14 protein-coding genes, 1 tRNA gene and 1 pseudogene are annotated in these 26,288 nt (G+C 41.5%); 11 read left to right on the top strand and 5 right to left on the bottom strand.

The features are described 5' to 3' along the window. The first annotated feature begins 49 nt into the window (after positions 1–49). The 3 genes and pseudogenes from ACKPCE_RS05095 to topA all read left to right on the top strand — a co-directional run. A complete protein-coding gene (locus ACKPCE_RS05095; RefSeq protein WP_319504423.1) occupies positions 50–3,052 on the top strand; it encodes a tetratricopeptide repeat protein in 3,003 nt (1,000 codons plus the stop codon). Positions 3,053–3,062: 10 nt separating this feature from the next. Continuing rightward, a complete protein-coding gene (locus ACKPCE_RS05090) occupies positions 3,063–4,742 on the top strand; it encodes a TonB-dependent receptor (protein WP_319504422.1) in 1,680 nt (559 codons plus the stop codon). Positions 4,743–4,876: 134 nt separating this feature from the next. Next, positions 4,877–7,189, top strand: a pseudogene (gene topA, locus ACKPCE_RS05085) (type I DNA topoisomerase); the annotation flags it as partial. 335 nt (positions 7,190–7,524) lie between these two features. On the opposite strand, the gene argS reads toward topA, so the two are convergent. Next, the gene (argS, locus tag ACKPCE_RS05080) at positions 7,525–9,318 is read right to left on the bottom strand and encodes an arginine--tRNA ligase (protein ID WP_319504421.1); all 1,794 of its coding nucleotides are present in this window, start codon (positions 9,316–9,318) and stop codon (positions 7,525–7,527) included. 80 nt (positions 9,319–9,398) lie between these two features. Then, positions 9,399–9,671 carry an HU family DNA-binding protein gene (locus ACKPCE_RS05075; RefSeq protein WP_024996072.1) on the bottom strand — a complete coding sequence of 91 codons (273 nt, stop codon included), beginning with the start codon at positions 9,669–9,671 and terminating at the stop codon, positions 9,399–9,401. A 220-nt stretch (positions 9,672–9,891) separates the two neighbouring features. Between ACKPCE_RS05075 and ACKPCE_RS05070 the strand changes: the two genes are divergently transcribed. The 5 genes from ACKPCE_RS05070 to secDF all read left to right on the top strand — a co-directional run bounded on the left by ACKPCE_RS05070 (position 9,892) and on the right by secDF (position 17,934). Beyond that, positions 9,892–10,563 (top strand): rhomboid family intramembrane serine protease, encoded by a 672-nt coding sequence (locus tag ACKPCE_RS05070; RefSeq protein ID WP_308764838.1) that lies wholly within the window; start codon positions 9,892–9,894, stop codon positions 10,561–10,563. Next, positions 10,544–11,428 (top strand): rhomboid family intramembrane serine protease, encoded by an 885-nt coding sequence (locus tag ACKPCE_RS05065; RefSeq protein ID WP_024996070.1) that lies wholly within the window; start codon positions 10,544–10,546, stop codon positions 11,426–11,428. Before ACKPCE_RS05070 ends, ACKPCE_RS05065 begins: the two co-directional genes overlap by 20 nt. A gap of 3 nt (positions 11,429–11,431) precedes the next feature. Continuing rightward, a complete protein-coding gene (locus ACKPCE_RS05060) occupies positions 11,432–12,523 on the top strand; it encodes an endonuclease/exonuclease/phosphatase family protein (protein WP_308764700.1) in 1,092 nt (363 codons plus the stop codon). 18 nt (positions 12,524–12,541) lie between these two features. Continuing rightward, the gene (locus ACKPCE_RS05055) at positions 12,542–14,629 is read left to right on the top strand and encodes a M3 family metallopeptidase (RefSeq protein ID WP_319504420.1); all 2,088 of its coding nucleotides are present in this window, start codon (positions 12,542–12,544) and stop codon (positions 14,627–14,629) included. Between the two features lie 281 nt (positions 14,630–14,910). After that, positions 14,911–17,934: a protein translocase subunit SecDF gene (gene secDF / locus ACKPCE_RS05050; protein WP_319504419.1), complete on the top strand. Its 3,024-nt coding sequence runs from the start codon at positions 14,911–14,913 to the stop codon at positions 17,932–17,934. Between the two features lie 117 nt (positions 17,935–18,051). Here the strand turns inward: secDF and ACKPCE_RS05045 are convergent. Next, positions 18,052–18,123: transfer RNA gene (locus tag ACKPCE_RS05045), tRNA-Arg, on the bottom strand. A 321-nt stretch (positions 18,124–18,444) separates the two neighbouring features. On the opposite strand from ACKPCE_RS05045, the gene ACKPCE_RS05040 reads away from it, so the two are divergent. Both ACKPCE_RS05040 and ACKPCE_RS05035 read left to right on the top strand, forming a co-directional pair. Further along, positions 18,445–20,301, top strand: a complete 1,857-nt coding sequence (locus ACKPCE_RS05040) for a 2-oxoacid:acceptor oxidoreductase subunit alpha (RefSeq protein WP_319504418.1) — start codon at positions 18,445–18,447, stop codon at positions 20,299–20,301. A gap of 1 nt (position 20,302) precedes the next feature. Continuing rightward, entirely contained in the window at positions 20,303–21,316 is a 1,014-nt protein-coding gene (locus ACKPCE_RS05035) for a 2-oxoacid:ferredoxin oxidoreductase subunit beta (protein ID WP_319504417.1), read from the top strand. A gap of 489 nt (positions 21,317–21,805) precedes the next feature. Here ACKPCE_RS05035 and upp read toward each other — a convergent pair whose 3' ends face one another. After that, positions 21,806–22,459, bottom strand: a complete 654-nt coding sequence (gene upp, locus ACKPCE_RS05030; protein WP_276992956.1) for a uracil phosphoribosyltransferase — start codon at positions 22,457–22,459, stop codon at positions 21,806–21,808. Positions 22,460–22,725: 266 nt separating this feature from the next. On the opposite strand from upp, the gene pckA reads away from it, so the two are divergent. Next, entirely contained in the window at positions 22,726–24,333 is a 1,608-nt protein-coding gene (gene pckA, locus ACKPCE_RS05025; RefSeq protein ID WP_319504416.1) for a phosphoenolpyruvate carboxykinase (ATP), read from the top strand. 149 nt (positions 24,334–24,482) lie between these two features. Here pckA and typA read toward each other — a convergent pair whose 3' ends face one another. Beyond that, a complete protein-coding gene (gene typA, locus ACKPCE_RS05020; protein ID WP_319504415.1) occupies positions 24,483–26,282 on the bottom strand; it encodes a translational GTPase TypA in 1,800 nt (599 codons plus the stop codon). Positions 26,283–26,288 lie beyond the last annotated feature (6 nt).

Here is a 26,288-nt window from a genome sequence, read left to right as displayed (position 1 = left end):
TAGTCCCGTAAGTTGGCAGAAAAAAGTATATTTGTACAAATACCTGATTATGAAAAAGAATATTATCAAGATTATATCTCTGGTGGCTTGTACGGTTCCCGTAACTGTAATGGGTCAAAGTAACGAAAGTATTACGTTTTCACCACCATACAAAGAAGGCAAATACCTCTATTCCGAAGGTAATTATGCCGCTGCCATGATTCCTTTAAAAGACTGCCTCCGGTTGTATCCCGAATCAACCTTTACTCCGGAAGTTGAATATATGATTGCCTGCTCGGCCTACGAACTGAAAGACAAAAACAGTACGGCTATCTTGAGAAATTACCTGGAAAGTAATCCCGATTCACCATACGCATACAGAGTTTACGCGCTGATTGCATCGAACTACTTCTTTGAAGAAAAGTATGATGAAGCGCTTGCACTCTATAACTCATCAAATCTGGAGAAGCTGGCCGATACGGAAAGGGCCGACATGCTGTACCGCATGGCAATTGCTTACATGAAAACAGGAAACAGTAAAGAGGCAGCCATCTGGTTTGCAACGCTCAAAGAAACAAGCAGCAAGTATGAGGCCGACTGCACCTATTATATATCTTATATAAGGTATACACAACAAAGATATGACGAGGCACTCGAAGGATTCCTTTCGCTTCGCAACAACCTGAAGTACAAAGAGCTTGCTCCTTATTATACTGCCGAAATTTATTTGTTGCAAAAACAATATGCATCGGCGCAGGAGATAGCACTGAATTACCTGAGCAGCTATCCAACCAGCCGTTACAGTGAGGAGATGCAGCGCATTTTGGGAGAGACATACTATCAAACGGGCGATTATCATCGGGCCATTCAGGCATTCGAGAAATACACCGGCAGCGTCAGTGCACCTCGCAGGGATGCCTTGTACATGCTGGGGCTCTCTTATTTCCACACCAATGTGTATTCCAAAGCGGCTTCTACTTTGGGCGAGGTAACCACTGCCGATGATGCCCTGACTCAGAACGCTTACCTGCACATGGGCTTTGCTTATCTGCAACTGGCCGATAAGAACAAGGCGCGCATGGCTTTTGAACAAGCGGCGCGTTCTAATGCCGACCTGAAAACGAAGGAGCAAGCTGCTTACAACTATGCCTTAACCATTCATGAAACATCTTTCTCGGGATTCGGCGAATCGGTTACCGCTTTTGAAAATTTCCTGAATCAGTTCCCTCAATCAACTTATGCCGAGAAGGTCAGCGAGTACCTCATTGATGTGTACATGAGTACCCGAAGCTATGAAGCTGCGCTGAAATCCATAGAACGAATCAGTGCACCCGGCGGACGAATCATGGAAGCCAAACAAAGAATCTTGTTCCAGCTGGGTACGCAGGCTTTTGCCAATTCTCAGTACGATGAGGCTTCGGCTTACCTCAACAGGTCTATTCAAATAGGACAGTATAACGCGCAAACAAAAGCGGAGGCTTTGTATTGGAAAGGCGAAATTGATTACCGCACGCAACGTTACCAGAGTGCATCGGACAATTTCCGTAGTTTCCTTGACTTAACTGCCAACCGACAAAGTGAAATGTACACGCTGGCTCATTATAATCTGGGGTACATTGCTTTTAATCTGAAAAACTATCAGCAAGCCGAGAGCTGGTTCACCAAGTATATGCAACTGGAGAAGGCAACGAACAGAAGCACATTGGCCGACGCCAACAACCGCTTGGGCGACTGCAACTTTCATGTTCGTAACTTCAATGCGGCCAAACAATATTACGCCAAGGCCAGAAGCATGGGTGGCGCTTCGGCCGACTATTCTTATTACCAACTGGCACTGGTATCCGGACTGCAAAAGGATTACAATGGCAAAATTACATTGCTCAACCAATTAACGGAACAATACCCCGAGTCACCATACGTCATTAACGGGTTGTATGAGAAAGGGCGTTCTTATGTTCAATTGGGCAACAACAAGCAAGCCATCAATGCATTCCGTGAACTGACCAACAAGTTCCCCGAAAATGCGCTGAGCCGAAAAGCTGCTGCCGAAATAGGACTCCTTCATTATCAAAACGAGGAATACAGTCAGGCCATTGAGGCTTACAAGCTGGTGGCAACTCAATATCCGGGCAGTGAAGAAGCAAAACTAGCCTTGCGTGATTTGAAGTCTATCTATACGGACATTAACAAAGTAGATGAGTTTGCAGCAGTGGTATCTTCCCTGCCCGGCGACATTCACTTTGATGTGAACGAGCAAGATTCACTGACTTACATTGCCGCCGAAAGGATTTTCACTAGGAAACAAATTCCTCAGGCCAAAGAGAGTTTCACGAAGTACCTTCAATCATTCCCCGCAGGAGCTTACCGGGAGTATGCTCATTATTACTTGGCCCAAATCGGACAAGAACAAAATGATGAAGAGGCGGTGTTGACACATACAGCTCGCATCTTGGAGCTGAACGGTAGCCGTTTTACGGAAGAGGCTCTTGTTATGCGTGCCGAATTGCTATACAAACGTCAACAGTATGCCGAAGCATTGCCATTGTACAAGCAGCTGAAAGCGCATGCAGGCTCAGCAGGCCATCGCCTCACGGCACAGATCGGAATCATCCGCTCGGCGTATAAGACAAAGAACGATGCCGACGTAATTCATGCCGCCACTTCGTTACTTGTTGAAGAAAAGATAACACCCGAGGTGAAGAACGAGGTGACTTACTACAGAGCCAAGGCATATTTGAATCAAAAGGCCGACGGTAATGCAATGAATGATTTGAAAACGCTGGCAAAAGATACGCGTAACGTTTACGGAGCTGAAGCCAAATACCTGGTAGGACAGATCTTGTTCGACCAAAAAGACTATGCAGCTGCCGAAAAGGAGATACTCGACTTCATTGACCAAAGCACTCCGCACACCTATTGGCTGGCAAGAGGTTTTGTGTTGCTCTCGGACATCTACATGGCTACAAACAAAAAGCTGGATGCCCGTCAGTATCTGTTGAGCCTTCAACAGAACTATCAAGCAAATGATGACATTAAGGGGATGATTGAATCTCGTTTGAACAAACTAAAATAATACTGGAAATATGACTAATAATATATGTGTATCAAGAGCGCTCATTAAGGTTGGTATAGCCGGCTCACTCGTTTGGATGGCAAGCGTGGCAACTGCTCAGAATGTTGCAAAGAAAGACACGACCCTAAACAGAACTGTTGTGGTGGAGCAAGAGTATAACCCCGACATCAACGATGCCATTAAAATAAATATCTTACCTGCCATTGAGGAACCTACGGTTACCAAAAAGCAGATTCAATATGATAAGTCGGCAGTGAGCAATCCGGCCATTCCTAAACCCAGCATGGGCATTTATGTCGGTAAAGAGGAAAAAGAAAAGCCTTCGCAAGGTTATGCACGGTTAGGATTAGGCAATAACAATAAAGTGGATGCACAGGTGAATTATCTTTTTTATCTGTCGCCCAAGGACCGACTCACTGTGCATGGCGGTATGGACGGATTCGAAGAAACACTCACCCGCCCCGCCAATCTCTACCGGGCAGAAGACGGTGACTGGAAGGCACGCTATTACCGTGCCGGAGGAGGTTTTGATTACCTGCATCAATTCAATAAGGTTGATTTTGATTTATCGGGACGCTTGCAGCAGGCAAACTTTAACTACCTGTACCCGCTGATGAATAACTTGTCGACCGATAAACAGAAGCACACAGCAGGTGAACTTCACATCGGAGTGAAATCAACGGATGAAACGTGGCCGTTCAGTTTCGCTGCAGAAACCAATCTGCTCACCTTCGGAAAGAAATACAGTGTGAACGGAGAAGCCGTAAAAGAAACCATTGCACGTACTAAAGCAATGGTAAAAGGACAAATAGATGATCTTCAGAGCATCAGCATAGCCATGCAAATGGATAACTTTTTCTATAACAGCCAAGCCGAAGATTATACTTCCTTGCAGATGAATCCTTTCTATGAATATGCCAACGATAGCTGGAAGTTAAGAGTTGGTGCAAACGTAGATCTTTCTTTCGGATTCGATAAAGGAGTGCGCATGTCACCCGACTTAGAGGTTAATTATCTGATTACGGATTCGTATATACTCTATGCGCAAGCCAAAGGTGGTAAGACTTTAAATGATTTCCGTACTACTGAAAAGATTCATCTTTATTCGACTCCGGAGAATGTTGCCCGCGTGTTCGACTCATACAACTTGTTAAACGCCAAAGTGGGTTTCAAAGCAAGCCCCACGGAAGGTTTATGGTTCAACTTATTTGGAGGGTATAACATTGTAGCGAATGACATCTCACCCATTTGCCAGCCCGATAGCACCATCACATTTGCTCAGGGAGAAACCAAAGCAATGACAGTAGGTGCTGCATTGACATACGACTACAAAGACATCTTTAGCTTTAGTACCCTTGCAGAATTCTATAAGTGGAGCGATAGCAGCAAAGAGTTTATCAACCAGAAGCCAAGATTCCAATTCTCGGCAGATGGTAGTGTGAAGGTCACTAAAAAACTCAGTCTGAACGCCGGCTATCATTATATGCACAGAGCAACTGCATCCATCAATAGCTTAGAGTATAGTATGCCAAACATCAGCAACCTGCACGCGGGTGTTGCATATAACTTATATAAAGGGATTTCTTTGTATGCGCAGTTTGATAACATCTTGAATTCAGATAACCAGTATTACTGTTGCTACCCGGCCGAGACATTCAGCTTTATAGGCGGATTTAATTTCAAATTCTAGTTACGAACGGTAAAAAAAGTCTTTTTTTGCAAAAAAAATCAGATTATCACCTTATTATAAGGTGAAACAAAGATGTTTTTTCTACTTTTGCGGGCAAATACCAAGACGTTAGTCCACTCTTAAAGAAAAGTAGCATGCAGAAAAACCTTGTCATAGTTGAGTCACCGGCCAAAGCGAAGACGATAGAAAAATTTCTAGGAAAAGATTATAAAGTCCTTTCTAGTTATGGACACATCAGAGATCTAAAGAAAAAGCACTTTGGTGTAGACATCAAAAAAGACTTCGAACCTAATTATGAAATACCTGCCGAGAAGAAAGAACTCGTCAATGAATTGAAAGAAGAAGCCAAAAATGCAGAGATTGTATGGTTGGCATCCGATGAGGACCGTGAGGGGGAAGCCATCTCATGGCATTTGTATGAAGTACTTAAACTAACGCCACAAAAAGCCAAACGAATTGTATTTCATGAGATTACTAAAACAGCCATTTTAAATGCTATTCAGAACCCGCGCGACATCAATATTGACTTGGTGAATGCACAGCAGGCGCGCAGGGTGCTCGACAGAATAGTGGGTTTTGAACTTTCTCCTATCTTATGGAGAAAAGTAAAACCAAGTCTTTCTGCCGGTAGAGTACAATCGGTTACCGTGCGATTGGTTGTGGAACGTGAACGTGAGATACAAAATTTCAATGCAGAAGCGTCTTACCGCATAGTGGGCACTTTCCTAGTGCCCGATGCCGATGGGAAACTGGTTGAAATGAAAGCGGAACTAAGTAAAAGACTCAAAACGAAAGAGGAAGCACGCAAATTCTTGCAGGAATGCCAGAATGCATCTTTTTCAATTGACGACATCAATACGCGACCTTTAAGAAAAAGTCCGGCGGCACCGTTCACCACCTCTACTCTGCAACAAGAAGCAGCCAGAAAGTTGGGATTCTCGGTAAAGCAAACCATGAGTGTGGCACAGAAGCTGTACGAATCGGGTAAGATAACCTACATGCGTACCGACTCGGTAAATCTATCTGAATATGCCATTGAGGGTAGTAAAGCTGCCATTACGCAAATGATGGGCGAACGTTATGTCAAAACGAGACACTTCACCACCAAGAGTAAAGGAGCGCAGGAAGCCCACGAGGCCATTCGTCCCACCTACATGGAAAACCAAAAGGTAGACGGAACAGCTCAGGAGAAAAAACTATATGCCTTGATCTGGAAGCGTACGCTCGCTTCACAGATGGCCGATGCCGAAGTGGAAAAAACAACGGCTAGCATTAGCATAAGCAACTCATCCGAATCATTCATCGCCACAGGTGAGATCATTAAGTTCGATGGTTTCTTACGAATCTACAAAGAATCTCGTGATGATGAGAACGAGGGAGAAGACGAAAGCGGTTTGCTGCCTCCATTAACCGTAGGACAAACCTTGCAATCTCAAGAAATACTTGCTACGGAACGTTTCACTCAACGTCCTCCCAGATACACCGAAGCCAGTTTGGTCAGGAAGCTAGAGGAATTGGGTATTGGCCGACCATCAACTTACGCACCTACTATCTCTACCATACAGCAAAGAGGGTACGTGGAAAAAACAGACCGTCAGGGTGAGGATAGAATATATAACATTCTTACATTGAAAGACGGTAAAGTCGCTGAAAGAAAAGAAAAAGAGGTAACAGGTACCGAAAAGAACAAGCTATTCCCCACCGATATAGGCATTGTGGTTAACGACTTCCTTACGGAATTCTTCCCTGAAATCATGGACTTCAACTTTACCGCTACTGTCGAAAAAGAATTCGACGAAGTGGCAGAAGGAGAAAAGAAGTGGACAGACATTATGAAGAACTTTTATAAAGGTTTCCACACATCAGTTGAGTCAACATTGGCTGCCAAAACTGAATACAGAATTGGTGAACGCATCTTGGGAGAAGAACCGGGTACAGGTCTTCCGGTAGCCGTAAAAATAGGTCGTTTCGGTCCTATTGTTCAAATTGGAGCGACTGAATCTGATGATAAACCTAAGTTTGCACAACTTAAAAAGGGCATGTCCATTGAAACCATCACATTGGCAGAAGCCCTTGAGTTATTCAAATTGCCCAAAACGCTAGGGGAATACGAAGAAAAAACACTTGTTGTTGGCGAAGGACGATTTGGTCCTTACGTTAAACACGATGGCAAATTCGTATCTATTCCGAAGACAATAGACCCTATGGAACTGACCTTAGAGGAAGCAATTGATTTGGTTGAGAAAAAGCGCAAGGCCGAGGCAGAAAGAATCATCAAGCAATTCAAAGAAGATGGAAGCGATGAAATTGTGTTGGAAGTATTAAACGGACGTTACGGACCCTATATTGCACAGAAAGGAAACAATTACAAAATCCCTAAAGGTGTAGAACCAAAGGACCTGAACTACCAGACTTGTTTGGATATCATTCAGTTACAGATATCAAAAACCGAATTGGCCGGCACTGAAAAAGAAACCAAAGCGAGCAAAGCTGAAGCGGCTAGGAAAGCCAAAGAAGAGGAAAAGCTAGCTAAAAAAGCACTAGCTGATAAGAAGAAAGCAGAAGCTAAAAAGAAAAAGGCTGAGGAAGCTGCCAAGAAGAAGGAAGCTGCTAAGAAAGAGGCCGCTAAGAAAAAAGCAGCAACTAAGAAAGTAGCGACCAAAAAGACTGCAACCCAAAAAGCTGTTGCCTCTAAAAAGAAATAACGGCAGTATACTATTATATAATAAAAGCCCGGCTCACTTATGGTTTGAGCCGGGCTTTCTTATTGTATCAGGTAAAATTACATTCTGTTAGGAACATCAATACCAAGCAATCCCATACCCAGACGTATTACTTTAGCCACATTGGCAGAAAGTACAAGTCTAAACAGTTTAACGTCTGCATTTTCTTCTCTAAGAATGCTATAATCATGGTAGAACTGATTGTACTCTTTGACCAGATCATACGTATAGTTCGCTATGATTGAAGGGCTATAATCATTACCCGCCTCTTTTACCACACTGGCAAAGTCGGCCACCATCTGAACAAGTCCCTCTTCTTTTTCCGACAAAGAGATAGAAGCCGTGAAGTTGGCCGGTAAAACAATACCTGCTTCATTCGCTTTACGAAGCACTGATTGAATGCGAGCGTAAGTATATTGAATAAAAGGTCCTGTATTACCGTTGAAGTCTATAGACTCTTTCGGATTAAAGGTCATATTTTTGCGCGCATCAACTTTAAGTATAAAGTACTTCAATGCACCCATTCCTACAATGCGAGCAATATTATTGGCTTCTTCTTCAGTACAACCTTCTAGTTTACCCAATTCAAGCGAAGTTTCTTTGGCAGTGAGAACCATTTCTTGAACCAAATCATCGGCATCAACAACTGTTCCTTCGCGTGATTTCATCTTACCTTCAGGTAATTCTACCATTCCGTATGAGAAGTGAACAAGATCCTTACCCCATTCAAAACCTAGTTTATCAAGCAGAATAGAAAGGACCTGAAAATGGTAATTCTGTTCATTGCCAACTACATAAATCATCTTATTGATAGGATAATCAGCAAAACGTAATTTAGCCGTTCCAATGTCCTGAGTCATATAAACAGAAGTACCGTCGGATCTGAGCAGCAACTTGTGGTCGAGTCCTTCAGCCGTTAAGTCAGCCCAAACAGAACCATCTTCCTTTCGGTAGAAAAAGCCCTTCTCCAAACCTTCCAGTACTTTATCTTTTCCTTCCAGATAAGTTTCTGACTCATAATATATTTTATCAAATGAAACGCCCAGTTTCTTATACGTTTCATCGAATCCTTCGTACACCCACTGATTCATCCGAGTCCACAAGTCACGCACTTCGCGGTCACCTGCTTCCCATTTCACAAGCATTTCACGCGCTTCATTCATGAGTGGAGATGCCGCTTCAGCTTCTTCTTTGGACATACCTTGTTCCATTAAAGTAGCAACTTCCTGCTTATAATGTTTATCAAAAGCCACGTAATAATCACCCACTAGGTGATCACCTTTTTTCCCTGAGCTTTCGGGAGTTTCACCGTTGCCGTATTTTTGCCAGGCAAGCATGGACTTACAGATATGGATACCTCTGTCGTTTACTATATTTGTTTTAACGACCCGATTCCCATTGGCTTGCATTACATTAGCTAAAGCGTTACCTAACAAATTATTACGTACGTGTCCTAAATGCAGGGGTTTATTTGTGTTTGGAGATGAATATTCAATCATCACAAGGGGCGAATCCGAAGTCGGTTCAACAATACCGTATGCTGGTTCCGCATGAATGGCATTCAACAAAGCAATCCATTCAGCCGACTCAATCGTTAAATTTAAGAATCCTTTAATAACATTATAAGAAGCAATTGCAGGTTCGTTTGTCTTCAAATACTCACCTATTTCAGTCGCCGTCTGTTCCGGTCCTTTCTTTGAAAGTTTCAGGAACGGAAAAACGACTAAAGTTAAGTGGCCCTGAAACTCCTTTTTTGTTTTTTGCAATTGTACTTGTGAGGGAGGCACTTCCTGACCATATAAAGCCTTTATACCGTGCACTACAGCTGTTAAAAGTTTATTCTCTATATTCATATCCATTTTATTTCTGGCACAAAGATACAAAAAAAAGGAGACGTAATATGCGCCTCCTTCCATTTCTTCCTACACGCTATTTATTTAATGGCGTCTGACAATTCAGCTCCTGCTTTAAATTTAGCAACTTTCTTTGCCGGGATAGTAATTGTAGCCTTAGTAGAAGGGTTAATTCCGGTTCTTTCGCTTCTTTCACTTACAGAAAAAGTTCCAAAACCAATCAATGAAACTTTGTCACCGTCTTTCAAAGATTGAGACACACAAGAAACGAAAGCCTCGAGAGCTTTCTTAGAATCTGCTTTACTTAACCCAGATTCTGCAGCAATAGCGCTAATAAGTTCAGCCTTATTCATAATACGTAAATGATTAATTAATATATATTACACAAAAGATATCCGTAAATACCTCACAAATATAGAGTAACAAATTAAATTATCAAATAAAAACTTAGAAAAAACGCAGAAAAGATTGAAAAATAGTGAATAGGATTTTAAAAAACTGCTATAGAACAGAATTAATTCGTATTTTTGTTGCCGAATGTAATAGTAAGAACCCTATTTAAAGAGCTAAATGATGCCTACAATAACCAAAAACATTATAATAATCAACCTGTTATTCTTCTTTGGAGGAATTGTTGCCGAAAGTTATGGAATAGATTTGAGTGACTACCTGGGACTGCATTTCTTTATGGCCGATCACTTTAACGTGGTACAACTATTCAGTTATATGTTTCTCCACGGAGGCTTCAGCCATCTTTTCTTTAACATGTTTGCAGTCTGGATGTTCGGACGAATACTTGAAGAGACCTGGGGACCTAAAAGATTTCTTTTTTACTATATAGCATGCGGTGTTGGTGCCGGACTTATTCAAGAAGTGGTTCAATTCATAGAATATGAAATGACACTCTCTGCCTACAACAGTGTTAACATTGGCACGGCTATTATCCCGATGGATCAATACTTGAATTTGATGAGAACGGTAGGAGCCTCTGGTGCCGTATACGCTATTTTGCTGGCATTTGGAATGACCTATCCCAATCAGTCTTTGTTTATTTTTCCATTGCCCTTCCCCATTAAAGCAAAATTCTTTGTTGCAGGATATGCGTTAATTGAGCTATATTCAGGATTTGCAAACAACCCCAATGATAATGTAGCACATTTTGCTCATTTGGGAGGAATGTTGTTTGGATTATTATTTATTTTGTACTGGAAGAAAAAAGATCGCAATGGGACAACTTATTTCTGAAATAAAAGATTTCTATAAAAGAGGAGACGTTACTGCCAAACTTATCTTTATTAATGTTGCATTATTTGTAGCAATAACGCTCTTGACTGTCGTTTTCCGTTTATTCAAGGTTGAGATTAGTGGTATATTTGACGCTTTAGCTCTGCCGGCTTCTTTGGATAATCTGCTGGTAAAACCATGGTCTATACTTACTTATATGTTCATGCATGCTGATTTTTTTCACATTTTGTTCAACATGTTATGGCTTTACTGGTTTGGCAAACTCTTTCTGATTTTCTTTTCATCCAAGCACTTAAGAGGACTTTATATATTGGGAGGGCTTCTGGGAGGACTTTTTTATATCGCATCATACAACATCTTCCCCTATTTTCGTGAACTGATACCTTTTTCAAACATGGTAGGAGCATCGGCTTCTGTATTAGCCATTGTTCTTGCTACCGCTTACAGAGAGCCCAACTACCCGATAAACTTACTTTTTATTGGAACCGTCCGCTTAAAATACATCGCTTTATTTGTTGTATTGACAGACCTTCTCTTTATTACATCTGATAATGGAGGGGGACATCTCGCACATTTAGGAGGAGCATTGGCCGGTATATGGTTTGCAGCTTCCTTAAAAAGAGGGACAGATATTTCTTTCTGGATCAACTTTCTTATCGACAAAATTCAGCAGCCTTTCAGTGCAAGTAAACGAAAACCTAAAATGAAAGTGCATTACGGACGTAAACAAGATTACGATTACAACGCAAATAAGAAAGCACAATCAGATGAAGTAGATCAGATTTTGGATAAGCTCAAAAAGTCGGGCTACGATAGTCTGACTACGGAAGAAAAGAAAAAATTATTTGATGCCAGTAAAAGATAAAGGATGAAGCACATAGGAAAATACGTATCCTATCTTATTCTAGCCATAAACTTGCTCTTCATTGCTCTTTTATGGCTCTCGGCATATAGTCCGCATATTACGCCCGATGTACATCCTATTGAATCTTGTTTAGGACTTACTTTCCCCATATTCATCTTAGTGAACTGTTGCTTCTTATTCTTTTGGCTTATTGTGAAATACAAATTTGCAATTCTTCCTTTAGTGGGCTTTCTATTCTGTTACCCCCAAATAAGAACCTACATGCCTATTAATTTTCAGTCGGACTCCATCCCTCCTAAAAGCATTAAACTGTTATCTTATAATGTCATGGGGTTCAACGGATTGAGACTGGAAGAAGGAGAAAACAAGATACTCAATTACTTAAAAGACAGCGAGGCCGACATTATTTGTTTGCAGGAGTATAACGCAACAACAGATCGGAGTTTGCTTACGCAACGAATGATTGATAGAGCACTGAAAGAATATAAATATAAGAATATACTAAACGTCGGAGAAAAAAGCAGCTCCAACAAAATAGCCTGTTATTCGAAATATCCTATATTGAGTTCAAGAGTCCTTCATTACGAAAGCTCATACAACGGGTCGGTAAACTATGAGATAAAAATAGACCAAGACACAGTCACACTGATCAACAACCATCTGGAGTCAAATAAGCTGACCAAAGAAGACAAAGTTATCTACGAAGAGATGATTAAATCACCCGAAGCAGACAAAGTAAAAAACGGACTGCGACAATTAATCAAGAAATTAGCAGAAGCATCTGCTATACGTGCTCCGCAGGCAAGAGCCATTGAAGAGGAGATAAACAGTTCGCAGCATAAATATGTTATTGTTTGTGGTGACTTCAATGACACTCCTATTTCTTACGTCCACAGAATCATTGCGCGTAATTTAAACGATGCCTTTACTGAGTCGGGAAGAGGCTTCGGTGTGTCTTACAACCAAAACAAATTCTTTTTTCGCATTGACAACATATTGCTAAGTAAGAATTTGAAAGCATATAATTGTACTGTAGATCGGTCCATAAAAGAATCCGATCACTACCCCATTTGGTGCTATATATCTAAAGAATAACTATAAAAAGCAATAACTATGACAATTAAGAAAACAGTATTCATTTTAACAACATGTTTTATGATGTACTCATGCGCTACCTCAACAGATAGCAATCCTTTCTTCTCGGAATTCAAAACCGAGTTTGGTGCTCCGCCTTTTGACAAAATAAAGATTGAGCACTATGAACCTGCCTTCAAAAAAGGTATTGAAGAACAAAACCAAAACATTCAGGCTATTATTGATAACAAGCAAGAGCCCGATTTTGAGAATACAATTGTAGCACTCGATAACAGCGATCCGATCCTATCGAGAGTCAGTGCCATCTTCTTCAACATGACCGATGCAGAAACCACTGATGAACTAACTCAATTATCCATAAAGATTGCACCTGTTCTTTCTGATCACAATGACAATATTTACCTGAATCAGGCTCTCTTCAAGAAAGTAAATGCAGTATATCAGAAAAAAGAAACTGCTAAACTCACTACAGAGCAAAGTCGACTTCTGGATGAAACATACAAAAGTTTCGTGAGATCCGGAGCTAACCTCGACAACCAGAAACAGGCACGCTTAAGAGAGATAAACAAAGAACTATCAACCCTTGGCATTACTTTCAGCAATAATATTTTGAACGAAAACAACTCATTCAAACTCGTTGTCGATAAGAAAGAAGATCTGGCTGGTTTGCCCGATTGGTTTTGTGAAAGTGCTGCTCAAGAGGCTAAAGCAGATGGCAAAGAAGGAAAATGGCTTTTCACTTTACATAACGCCAGTCGCCTGCCTTTCTTACAATACGCGGAAAACAGAGCTTTGCGTGAGAAGATGTATAAAGCTTATATAAACAGAGGAAATAACAATGACAAAAACGATAACAAAAAGATTATCACTCAAATTGTAAGTCTGCGTTTGGAGAAAGCACAATTGCTTGGTTTCGACTGCTATTCAAACTTTGTGCTCGACAATACCATGGCCAAAAACTCAGAAACAGTAATGGCTTTCCTGAATAATTTGTGGCAATATTCACTTCCTAAAGCAAAAGAAGAAGCAGCCGAGCTGCAAAAGCTGATGGACAAAGAAGGAAAGAATGAAAAACTGGAAGCATGGGATTGGTGGTACTACACAGAGAAACTGCGTAAAGAGAAATACAACCTGGATGAAGAAGAAACCAAACCTTATTTTAAACTGGAAAATGTTCGTCAAGGTGCCTTCGATGTAGCCCATAAACTTTATGGCATCACGTTAACACCGTTGAAAAACATCCCTGTATACCACCCCGATGTGGAAGTATTTGAGGTAAAAGACGCTGACGGTTCACACTTGGGTGTATTTTACGTTGATTATTTCCCACGCCCAGGCAAGAGTGGGGGTGCATGGATGAGCAACTACAGAGAACAACACGGCAACATCCGCCCGCTGGTATGCAACGTAGGTAGCTTTACCAAACCGGTAGGTGATACGCCCTCTTTGCTAACACTTGACGAAGTGGAAACCCTTTTCCATGAATTTGGACACGGTCTACACGGTCTTCTCACCAAATGTAACTATGCCGGGATATCAGGAACTAATGTTGTAAGAGACTTCGTTGAGCTTCCTTCCCAAATCATGGAACATTGGGCTACAGAACCCGAAGTGTTGAAGATGTATGCTAAGCATTATAAAACAGGCGAAAGCATGCCCGATTCTTTGATCAACAAACTTTTAAAGCAAAAAACATTTAACCAAGGTTTCATGACCACCGAGCTTTTAGCGGCGGCTATTCTAGACATGAACCTGCATAACCTAAAGGATGTAAAAGGACTCGACGTAGTGGCTTATGAAAAAGAAGCAATGAACAAGTTAGGTTTAATTACCGAAATTGCTCCCCGCTACCGCACTACCTATTTCAATCATATAATAGGAGGATATGCAGCCGGATATTATAGCTACCTATGGGCAAATGTATTAGATTCAGATGCCTTTGAAGCTTTTAAAGAACACGGCATATTCGATCAGAAGACGGCTTCCTTATTCAGAAGTAACGTACTGGAAAAAGGCAATAGCGAAGACCCAATGACTCTTTATAAAAACTTCAGAGGAGCAGAGCCTAAGCTCGATGCGATGCTGAAAAACCGCGGAATGAAATAATCAAAGAATATATCATTAAGAGATTAAGCCTCCGGAATCAATTGCATTCCGGAGGCTTATTTTATATACCAGCCAACTATTAAACCGACACAATTTTCTATTTAAAATAAGTGATAAAGACAATCAGAACGCTATCAGAAGAAGAAAAAAAAGCGGTAAATTAGCCTTCCTAGACCAAATATTTACCCCCAGATATACCTTAATGTGAAAAAAAAGCTATATTTGCAGCCTTATATACAATGGAAATTAATATAAAAAGTAATCTATAAATTAAAAGTACAATGCAAAACAAAGGATTTGTTAAGGTTTTTGCGATTTTACTCACATTGGTATGTGTGTTCTATCTCTCTTTCTCCTTCGTTACCCGCTACTACACCAATAAGGCAAAGGAGTATGCGAAAGGAGACGTGAAGCTGGAGCAAAACTACCTTGACTCGCTATCAAATGAGAAAGTATGGTTGAAAAACTACACGCTGAAACAGTGTCGTGAAATGGAGATCAGCTTAGGGCTTGACTTGAAAGGTGGTATGAACGTGATATTGGAAGTTTCTGTAGCCGATGTAGTTAAAGCGTTGGCTGATAACAAACAAGACGAAGCTTTCAACAAAGCGTTGGCATCAGCTACAAAGTTACAGGCAACCAGTCAAGATGACTTCATTACTTCGTTTGTTAAGGAGTATCGCAAACTGGCACCAAACGCAAAACTCGCAGAATTATTTGCTACACAGCAATTAAAAGACAAGGTTAACCAAAAATCTTCTGATGCTGAAGTTGAAAAAGTATTAAGAGAAGAAGTTAAAGCCGCAGTTGATAACTCATACAACGTACTTCGTACCCGTATTGACCGTTTTGGTGTTGTTCAGCCTAACATCCAGAGTCTGGAAGACAAGATGGGACGCATCATGGTTGAGCTTCCCGGTATTAAAGAGCCCGAACGTGTGAGAAAACTTCTTCAAGGTTCTGCCAACCTGGAGTTCTGGGAAACGTATGATGCCAAAGAAATCATTCCTTATTTGCAAACTGCCGATGCCAAAATCAAAAGCATACTTTCTAACGAACCTATGCCCAATGATACGCTTGCAACAGATTCTGCAATTACAGAACAAGCTCCTAAAGTAGAGGCTGTAGCTGCACAAAAAACCAAAAGTGCTGCCGACAGTTTAGCCGCAGCCCTGAAAGGAACCGACAAAGCAACAGATGCAACGGCTAATGCGAACCTAGAGCAAATTAAGAAAGAACATCCGTTAGCAGCTATTCTTCAGTTTAATACTTCAGGCCAAGGCCCGATTGTTGGTTATGCACACTACAAAGATACAGCCGAAATCAACAAATATTTTGCTATGCAAGCCGTGCTTAACGACTTCCCTAAAGAGCTACGCTTGAAATGGGGTGTGTCTGCCGCTGAGTTTGATCCTAAAGCACAGACTTTTGAGTTATATGCAATCAAGTCAACTGAAAGAAACGGCAAAGCACCTTTGGAAGGTGATGTTGTGAATGATGCTAAAGATGAATATGACCAATGGGGAAAACCTGCTGTAAGCATGGAAATGAATACAGACGGTGCCAGAAGATGGGCTTTGTTGACTAAACAAAACATTGGTAAATCAATTGCCATTGTTCTTGACGGATACGTATATTCTGCTCCAAACGTTAACTCTGAAATCACTGGCGGACGTTCACAAATTACCGGTCACTTCACTCCTGAACAAGCAAAAGACCTTGCTAACGTGTTGAAGTCTGGTAAGATGCCGGCACCCGCACACATTGTACAAGAAGACATTATCGGTCCGTCATTGGGACAAGAGTCTATCAATGCAGGTATCTTCTCATTTGCAGTAGCACTTGTATTGCTGATGGTCTTCATGTGCATTATTTATGGATTCATTCCCGGAATGATTGCCAACGGAGCACTGATTCTAAACTTCTTCTTTACACTGGGTATACTCTCGTCCTTCCAGGCTGCACTTACCATGTCAGGAATTGCGGGTATGGTACTCTCACTAGGTATGGCGGTTGATGCGAACGTGCTTATTTATGAAAGAACAAAAGAAGAATTAAAGAACGGCAAGGGAGTGAAAAAAGCGTTGGCCGATGGATATTCAAATGCGTTCTCTGCTATCTTCGACTCAAACCTAACATCTATTATTACCGGTGTAATCCTGTTTAATTTCGGTACCGGACCTATTCGTGGTTTTGCTACTACCTTAATTATAGGTATCTTGGTTTCATTCTTTACAGCTGTGTTCATGACTCGCATAGTTTACGAACACTACATGAACAAAGACAAACTGTTGAACCTTACCTTTACATCCAATATTTCTAAGAAGTTGTTGGTGGCTACCCGCTTCAACTTCATGGGTAACAATAAGAAGTCATTAACCATCACAGGCGTAATTCTTCTTATCTGTATCGGTTCGTTCGCTATCAGAGGATTGAGCCAGAGTATTGACTTCACGGGTGGACGAAACTTTAAAGTTCAGTTCGAAAAACAAGTAGAACCCGAACAGATTCGTAGTTTGATTTCACAGAAATTTGGAGATGCAACTGTAAGTGTCATTGCCATTGGAACAGATAAGAAAACAGTGCGTATCAGTACCAACTACCGCATTGATGATGATTCAAATTCTGTAGATACTGAAATCGAAGCTTACTTGTATGAAGCATTGAAGCCGGTACTTACCCAGAACATTACGCTTGAAACATTCATCGACCGTGATAACCACACAGGTGGAAGTATCGTAAGTTCTCAGAAAGTAGGTCCAAGTATTGCTGACGACATCAAGACATCAGCCTTCTGGTCTGTATTATTATCACTTGTAGCAATCGGTCTGTACATCTTGCTGCGTTTCCGTAACATTGCCTACAGTGTGGGTTCTGTTGTTGCTTTGACGAGTGATACCATTATGATTATCGGAGCCTACTCGTTATTGTGGGGCATTGTTCCGTTCTCTCTGGAAATTGACCAGACCTTTATCGGTGCAATCCTTACTGCAATTGGTTACTCAATCAATGATAAGGTGGTAATCTTTGACCGTGTGCGCGAGTTCTTCGGTCTGTACCCCAAACGAAATAAAACAGTTTTGTTTAACGACTCATTGAACACTACGCTGGCTCGTACCATCAATACATCATTAACTACTTTGATTGTATTGGTATGTATCTTTGTTCTGGGTGGCGATTCTATCAGAAGCTTTGCGTTCGCAATGATTCTGGGAGTTGTGATCGGTACTCTTTCGTCATTATTCATTGCTTCGCCAATTGCTTATATGATGATGAACAAGAAGGCTGATAAAACAGTTGAATAAGAACTGACTATTGTCCTATATATAAAGAAGGCGTCCTCAAAAGGACGCCTTCTTTATTTGTTTGGGTACAAAAAAAGGTAAGGTTAAAACCCTACCTGATAAACACAAAAACGAATGTAGCCTCGAGGGGAATCGAACCCCTATCTAAAGTTTAGGAAACTTCTATTCTATCCGTTGAACTACAAGGCCCCAATAATCGGCTGCAAAGATAAGCTTATTTACTGATTTAGCCAAACATGACCACGTAATTGTATGCGATAAAGTCGCCCTTTTACCTATCAATATGTAGGCTTAAGAAAAGATTTCTAAAACAATCTACCCTTAATTGGCACCCTATAAAGACAAAATTATAAGAAAAGCACTGCTATTTAACACGAAATATCAGTTTCAAAGCAAAAGATTTTGTTAAGTCACATAACTTTCCGAACTTTGCGGAAAGAAATAAGCTTGTTGTTACTACATAACTTCACAAAGGTAACAAGAAACAACCCTAAAACTAATTATATAATTATGGCAGACGAAATGACGATCAAGGACTTAGAGAGAGTTGTAGTTCGTTTCTCCGGTGACTCCGGCGACGGAATGCAGTTAGCAGGTAGCATTTTCTCTAATCTATCAGCCGTTTTGGGAAATGACATCTCCACGTTTCCTGATTTCCCGGCGGAAATTCGTGCCCCGCAAGGGACTTTAAGCGGAGTCTCAGGCTTCCAGGTACACATTGGCGCAAAAAAGGTATTCACCCCGGGTGATAAATGTGATGTATTAGTCGCAATGAATCCCGCAGCGCTTAAAACCAATGTGAAATTCCTAACCCCGCAATCAGTTATTATCATTGACACCGATACGTTCGCAAAGAAGGATTTGGAAAAAGCTCAATATACAACTGAAAATCCCTTTGCCGAACTCAATATTCACAATCAGGTTATTGAAGCTCCCATTTCATCTATCTGCAAAGAGAGTCTGAAAGACAGCGGACTTGATAACAAAGCTGCTCTTCGCTGCAAGAACATGTTTGCCCTAGGTTTGGTATGCTGGCTCTTCAACAGACCACTGGAACATGCCATGCACATGCTTCAAAATAAATTCTCCAAGAAGCCAAGTATTGCAGAAGCCAATATAAAGGTACTGACCGACGGTTATAATTACGGGCATAACACGCATGCATCCGTATCAACCTACCGAGTGGAACCCAAAGAGAATAAGGCCAAAGGATTCTACACGGACGTAAACGGAAACCTTGCCACATCATACGGATTGGTAGCAGCAGCCGAAAAAGCTGGTTTACCACTTTTCTTGGGTTCATACCCCATTACGCCCGCTACCGATATTCTGCACAATCTTTCAAAATTAAAAGAGCTGGGTGTGATCACGGTACAATGCGAAGACGAAATTTCGGGCTGTTGCAGTGCCATTGGTGCCTCATTTGCAGGTTGCCTTGCCGCCACAAGCACATCGGGTCCGGGCGTTTGTCTCAAGAGTGAAGCCATTAACCTGGCCGTTATTGCAGAACTTCCGCTTGTTGTTGTGAATGTGCAACGCGGAGGCCCTTCAACCGGACTGCCAACCAAGAGCGAGCAGACCGACTTGATGCAAGCTGTTTACGGAAGAAACGGAGAAAGTCCGCTGGTTGTTATAGCAGCTACTTCGCCTACAAACTGTTTTGACTCAGCCTACATGGCCTCAAAAATAGCGTTGGAACACATGACGCCCGTTATTTTGCTGACCGACGGTTTTATTGCTAACGGTTCGGCAGCTTGGAAGATTCCTTCCTTAAAAGACTATCCGGCAATCAACCCTCCATACGTTACTCCTGAAATGCAGGAAGGATGGAAACCTTACCAACGTGACTTGGAAACCATGGTACGCTCTTGGGCCATACCGGGAACAGAAGGATTCCAGCATCGTTTGGGCGGACTGGAAAAGGATTACGACACCAGCGCCATATCGACTGATGCAAGCAATCACCAGAAAATGACCTTAACCCGTCAGGCAAAGATTGACTACATTGCCAATTGCATTCCCGAACAAGAGGTGCTAGGCGATAAAGATGATGCCGAACTGCTCATTGTAGGATGGGGAGGTACGTACGGACACCTTTACTCTGCTTTGGAAACCATGCAGAAACAAGGCAAAAAAGTTGCTTTGGCACACTTCCAGTACATCAATCCGCTGCCCAAGAACACAGTAGAGATTCTTAAGAAATACAAGAAAGTGGTTGTGGCCGAACAAAACATGGGACAGTTTGCCACACTGCTGCGCGCTAAAGTTCCCGGACTGAATGTTTATCAATTCAACCGGGTGAAAGGTCAGCCTTTCAATGTATTAAGACTAGTAGAAGAATTCACTAAAATTATGGAGGAAAAATAATATGAGTGACCAAACATTTACTCCCAAAGATTTTAAAAGTGACCAGTACGTACGTTGGTGCCCCGGATGTGGAGACCACGCCTTACTGAACTCACTTCACAAAGCAATGGCAGAACTGAATATTACTCCCCATAATGTGGCAGTGATTTCGGGCATCGGTTGCTCCTCTCGCCTACCTTATTATATGAATACGTACGGGTTTCACACCATTCACGGACGTGCAGCAGCAATTGCTACCGGCGTAAAAGTAGGAAACCCTAACCTGAGCGTATGGCAAATATCGGGCGATGGTGATGCATTGGCCATTGGTGGTAACCACTTCATTCACGCCATTCGTCGTAACGTAAACGTTAACATCGTATTGCTCAATAACCAGATTTACGGACTTACCAAAGGACAATACTCCCCTACTTCACCGCGTGGTTTTGTTTCTAAATCATCACCCTACGGAACGGTAGAAGATCCTTTCTGTCCGGCCGAACTAACATTCGGAGCACGCGGACGCTTTTTCGGCCGTTGTGTAGATGTTGACAGCTCGGCTTCGGTAGAAGTACTCGTAGCCTCGGCCAAGCACCAAGGCGCATCGGTTGTTGAAGTGCTGCAAAACTGCGTTATTTTCAATGACGGTTCACAATCATTGGTAGCCACAAAAGCCGATCGTGCTAAAAATGCAATCTATTTAAAACACGGTCAGCCGATGATTTTCGGAGAGAACAACGAATTGGGACTCATACAAGAAGGTTTCGGACTGAAAGTTGTGAAACTTGGCGAGAACGGAATAACAGAGAAAGATATCTTGGTGCACGACGCACATTGCCAAGATAACACCCTGCACCTGAAACTAGCCTTGATGGAAGGTCCCGATTTCCCGATAGCATTGGGCGTTATTCGTGATGTGGAAGCACCCAGCTACGATGCATGCGTTCACGCACAAATAGAAGAAGTAAAATCAAAGAAAAAGGATCGCACACTGGAAGAGCTTTTGATGAAAGGCGAAATCTGGGAAGTTAAATAAGAAAGTCCGAAATAAATAGGTGAAATGCTTGACTTTGGCAATATAATGTATTATCTTTGTCAACATAATCCTATAGTACATTCCATTTAATATAGGCGTAAAGGCAGAAGCTCAAACTTCTGCCTTTTTTGTTTTATCTGGGTTCATTTTTAGGAAGAGACGGTTGCTTACGCCGGTTTGCACGGTAGCAAATGGTCAATAAGAAACCGTCTGATGGCGAAGAGACGGTTTCTCCCGAACCAAAAGACGGTTTATGATTTAAAATTGCTCGTTATCTTTTTCAAATCGGCCGTTATCTTTTTCATAAAGCTGGTTATGTTTTACCAAACCGTTCACGGCAATTCGCAAAACCTTTCTAACAGTTAATAATATATAAACCTGCTCTTGACAAAAATCGGAGATTATGCAGCAGGTGTAAGGTAGTTTCGCTTATAAAATAGAAACAGGCAATGCTGAATACAAAAGAATAAGAAATGAGAAGTTCAACGACTACTCCTTCTCACCATAAGCTAAGTCGCCCGCATCGCCCAGGCCGGGTACAATATAAGAATGGTCGTTGAGTTCAGGATCAATAGCTGCACACCATATCGTTGTTTTATCTTCGGGGAACACACTAGCAATATAATCAACCGCTTTTTGGCTGGCAATAACCGAAGCCACATGAATCTCTGCCGGATGCCCCTTAGTCAACATGGCCTGATAGCTCAATTCCATGGACCCGCCCGTAGCCAACATCGGATCTGTTATGATCAACGTTTTGCCATCAATACGCGGAGAAGCAATGTACTCAATGTGAATATCAAACTTAAGTGTATCCTTGTACTTTCTGTATGCCGATACAAATGCATTCTCGGCATCGTCAAAATAGCTCAGAAAGCCCTGGTGAAAAGGCAAACCTGCACGTAATATGGTACTAATCACCAATTGATTATCGGGCGTACTAACCGGAGCAATTCCCAATGGAGTCTTTATATCTTTCACCGAATAAGAAAACGTTTTGCTTATTTCATAGGCCATTATTTCGCCTATGCGCTGAATGTTCCGGCGAAAACGCAAGCGATCGTTCTGTACTTCCACATTGCGAATCTCTGCCACATATTGGTTTAAAATTGAATTTGACTCATTAAAATTAATAATCTTCATATATCCTCGCTTTATTTATTCGGTATTTATACGGTGCAAAGTAACTGATATATTTTCAAACTGCAACATTCAGTTAGCATATTTTGTTATCGATATATAAAACTAGAACAATTAAAGAAAAATTTCTTTAATAAGTTATTTTATTCCAAATAAAGTATTACTTTTGTAGTCGGTTAACAAGGAAGAGACGGAATTCGTTTCTTTTTGTAAGGCAAAGGTAAAAAGAGACAATAATTAAAATACCAATTTAACTAATTCAAAAGAAAATGGCAAATTTAGATTTAAGCAAGTACGGTATTACAGGTGCAGTTGAAATCGTGCACAACCCGTCTTACGAAACATTATTCGCTGAAGAAACCAAAGAAAGTCTTCAGGGTTACGAAAAAGGACAAGTAACCGAACTGGGTGCAGTAAACGTTATGACTGGCGTTTACACAGGTCGTTCTCCTAAAGATAAATTCTTTGTGAAAGACGAAACCAGTGAAAATACTGTTTGGTGGACTTCAGAGGAATACAAAAACGATAACAAACCTGTAGATGCAAAATGCTGGTCGGTTGTTAAGGATTTAGCTGTTAAGCAACTTTCTGACAAAAGACTTTTCGTTGTTGACGCATTCTGTGGCGCAAACGAAAACTCTCGCCTGAAACTTCGCTTCATCATGGAAGTAGCATGGCAAGCACATTTCGTAACCAACATGTTCATACGCCCTACTGCTGAGGAATTAGCAAACTTTGGTGAACCCGACTTCATTATCATGAACGCTTCTAAAACAAAAGTTGAAAACTACAAAGAACTGGGCTTGAACTCAGAAACTGCTGTTGTATTCAACTTAACTGAGAAGATTCAGGTAATCCTGAACACTTGGTACGGTGGTGAAATGAAGAAAGGTATGTTCTCTTACATGAACTACTTGCTTCCATTACAAGGTATGGCTTCTATGCACTGCTCTGCAAACACTGACCTTAACGGTGAAAACACTGCTATCTTCTTTGGTTTGTCAGGAACAGGTAAAACAACCTTGTCAACAGACCCAAAACGTTTATTGATCGGTGACGACGAGCACGGATGGGATGACGAAGGTGTATTCAACTTCGAAGGTGGTTGCTACGCTAAGGTTATCAACTTGAGCCAAGAAGCTGAACCAGATATTTACGCTGCTATCAAGCGTGATGCTCTTCTTGAAAACGTAATTGTTGACGCTGAAGGCAAAATTGACTTCAACGATAAGAGCGCAACAGAAAACACTCGTGTTTCTTACCCAATTAACCACATCACTAACATTGTTAAACCGGTTTCTAAAGCTCCTGCTGCTAAGAAAGTGATCTTCCTTTCTGCTGACGCATTCGGTGTATTGCCTCCGGTTTCAATTTTGAGCGCAGAGCAAACTAAGTATTACTTCCTTTCTGGTTTCACAGCTAAATTGGCTGGAACAGAACGTGGTATTACTGAACCAACTCCTACATTCTCTGCTTGCTTCGGTGCTGCATTCTTATCATTGCACCCAACTAAATATGCTGAAGAGTTAGTGAAGAAGATGGAAAAATCAGGTGCTCACGCATACTTGGTTAACACAGGATGGAACGGTAGCGGAAAACGTATTTCTATCAAAGATACACGTGGTATCATTGACGCTATCCTTGATGGTTCTATTGACAAAGCTCCTACTAAGACTCTGCCTTACTTCAGCTTTGTTGTTCCAACAGAACTTCCTGGTGTTCACACTGAAATCCTTGATCCTCGCGACACGTATGCTGACGCAGCTCAATGGGAAGAAAAAGCAAAAGACTTGGCAGGACGTTTCATCAAGAACTTTGCTAAGTTCACAGGAAACGATGCTGGTAAAGCATTAGTTGCTGCTGGTCCTCAACTCTAATATTCTTATTAGATTCATATACAAAAGCGGTTCCTTCGGGGGCCGCTTTTTTTATTGCACGTAACCGCGCGTTGCTGGGAATTGAACACAAAAAAGTCCGGCAAAGCTTTCACCCTGCCGGACTTCTATACTAAAACAAAAAACAAATACTAAGATTTATTAGAACGCTTACGTTCATTTTCGTCCAAAATGATTTTACGCATACGCATTGATTTCGGAGTAACCTCTACATATTCATCTTCCTTGATATATTCCAAAGCTTCCTCTAAAGAGAACTGCACGGGAGGAATAATACGAGCTTTATCATCAGAACCCGACGCACGCATGTTAGTCAGCTTCTTTGACTTAGTTACATTAACTACCAAGTCATTATCTTTGGCATGCTCACCCACTACCTGTCCAGCATACACATCATCCTGCGGGAAAATAAAGAAACGACCGCGATCCTGCAATTTATCAAGAGCATACGCAAACGCTGTTCCTGCTTCCATAGAAACAATAGAACCGTTAAGACGTCTTTCAATTTCCCCTTTATAAGGTTGATATTCTTTGAAGCGGTGCGCCATAATAGCCTCACCGGCAGAAGCAGTCAATACATTGGTACGAAGACCGATGATACCTCTTGAAGGCATATTGAATTCCAAGTTAATTCGCTCACCTGTATTTTCCATAGATACCATCTCACCTTTACGGCGGGTAACCATGTCGATAATCTTGCTCGAATACTCTTCGGGTACATTGATAGTCAGCTCCTCAATAGGTTCGCACTTTTTGCCATCAATGGTTTTATAAAGCACCTGAGGCTGTCCTACTTGCAATTCGTAACCTTCACGACGCATGGTTTCTATCAATACCGACAAGTGAAGTACACCACGACCAAAAACGACCCATTTTCCATCTTCCTCACTCTTGGTTACACGCAATGCCAAGTTCTTATCCAACTCTTTTTCCAAACGGTCGTTAATGTGACGTGAAGTAACAAACTTACCGTCTTTACCGAAGAAAGGAGAATCATTGATACTGAACAACATACTCATGGTTGGTTCATCAATTGCAATTGGTGGCAAAGCTTCGGGATTTTCAAAATCACAAATGGTATCACCAATGTCGAATCCTTCAATACCAATCAATGCACAGATATCACCCGAATGAACTTCCGTAGTCTTCACACGGCCCAAACCTTCGAACACATGAACCTCTTTGATCTTCGACTTAACGAAACTTCCATTTCTTTTTGCCAAAGATACATTCATACCCTCTTTCAGCACACCTCTGTGCACACGTCCAACCGCAATACGACCGGTATAAGAAGAGTAATCCAAAGAAGTAATAAGCATTTGAGGAGTTCCCTCCAATTGAACCGGAGCCGGTATGTTTTCAATAATACAATCAAGAAGAGGAACAATTGTTTCGGTAGGTTGGTTCCAGTCGGTGCTCATCCAGCCATTCTTAGCAGAACCGTATATGGTAGGAAAATCAAGCTGTTCTTCAGTAGCGTCAAGGCTAAACATGAGGTCGAACACCATTTCATGTACTTCGTCGGGACGACAATTGGGTTTGTCCACCTTATTAATAACAACAATTGGTTTCAACCCTATTTGCAAAGCTTTTTGGAGTACGAAACGCGTTTGAGGCATAGGACCTTCAAAAGCGTCAACCAGTAGAATGCAACCATCGGCCATATTTAACACACGCTCTACTTCGCCACCAAAATCGCTGTGCCCCGGAGTATCGATAATATTAATTTTTGTCCCATTGTAGTTGATAGAAACGTTTTTAGAAAGAATCGTAATACCTCTTTCACGTTCCAGGTCATTGTTATCCAGAATTAATTCGCCGCTTGCTTGGTTATCGCGGAACAGGTGTCCGGCCAAAAGCATTTTGTCAACGAGCGTTGTTTTCCCATGATCGACATGGGCAATAATTGCAATGTTTCTAATATTTTGCATATAATA

Origin of the sequence: Bacteroides graminisolvens (assembly GCF_963666085.1) — a bacterium.
Lineage (GTDB): Bacteria > Bacteroidota > Bacteroidia > Bacteroidales > Bacteroidaceae > Bacteroides > Bacteroides graminisolvens.
Note: the sequence above shows the minus strand (reverse complement) of the source record. Positions and strands in the feature narration are given on the sequence as shown.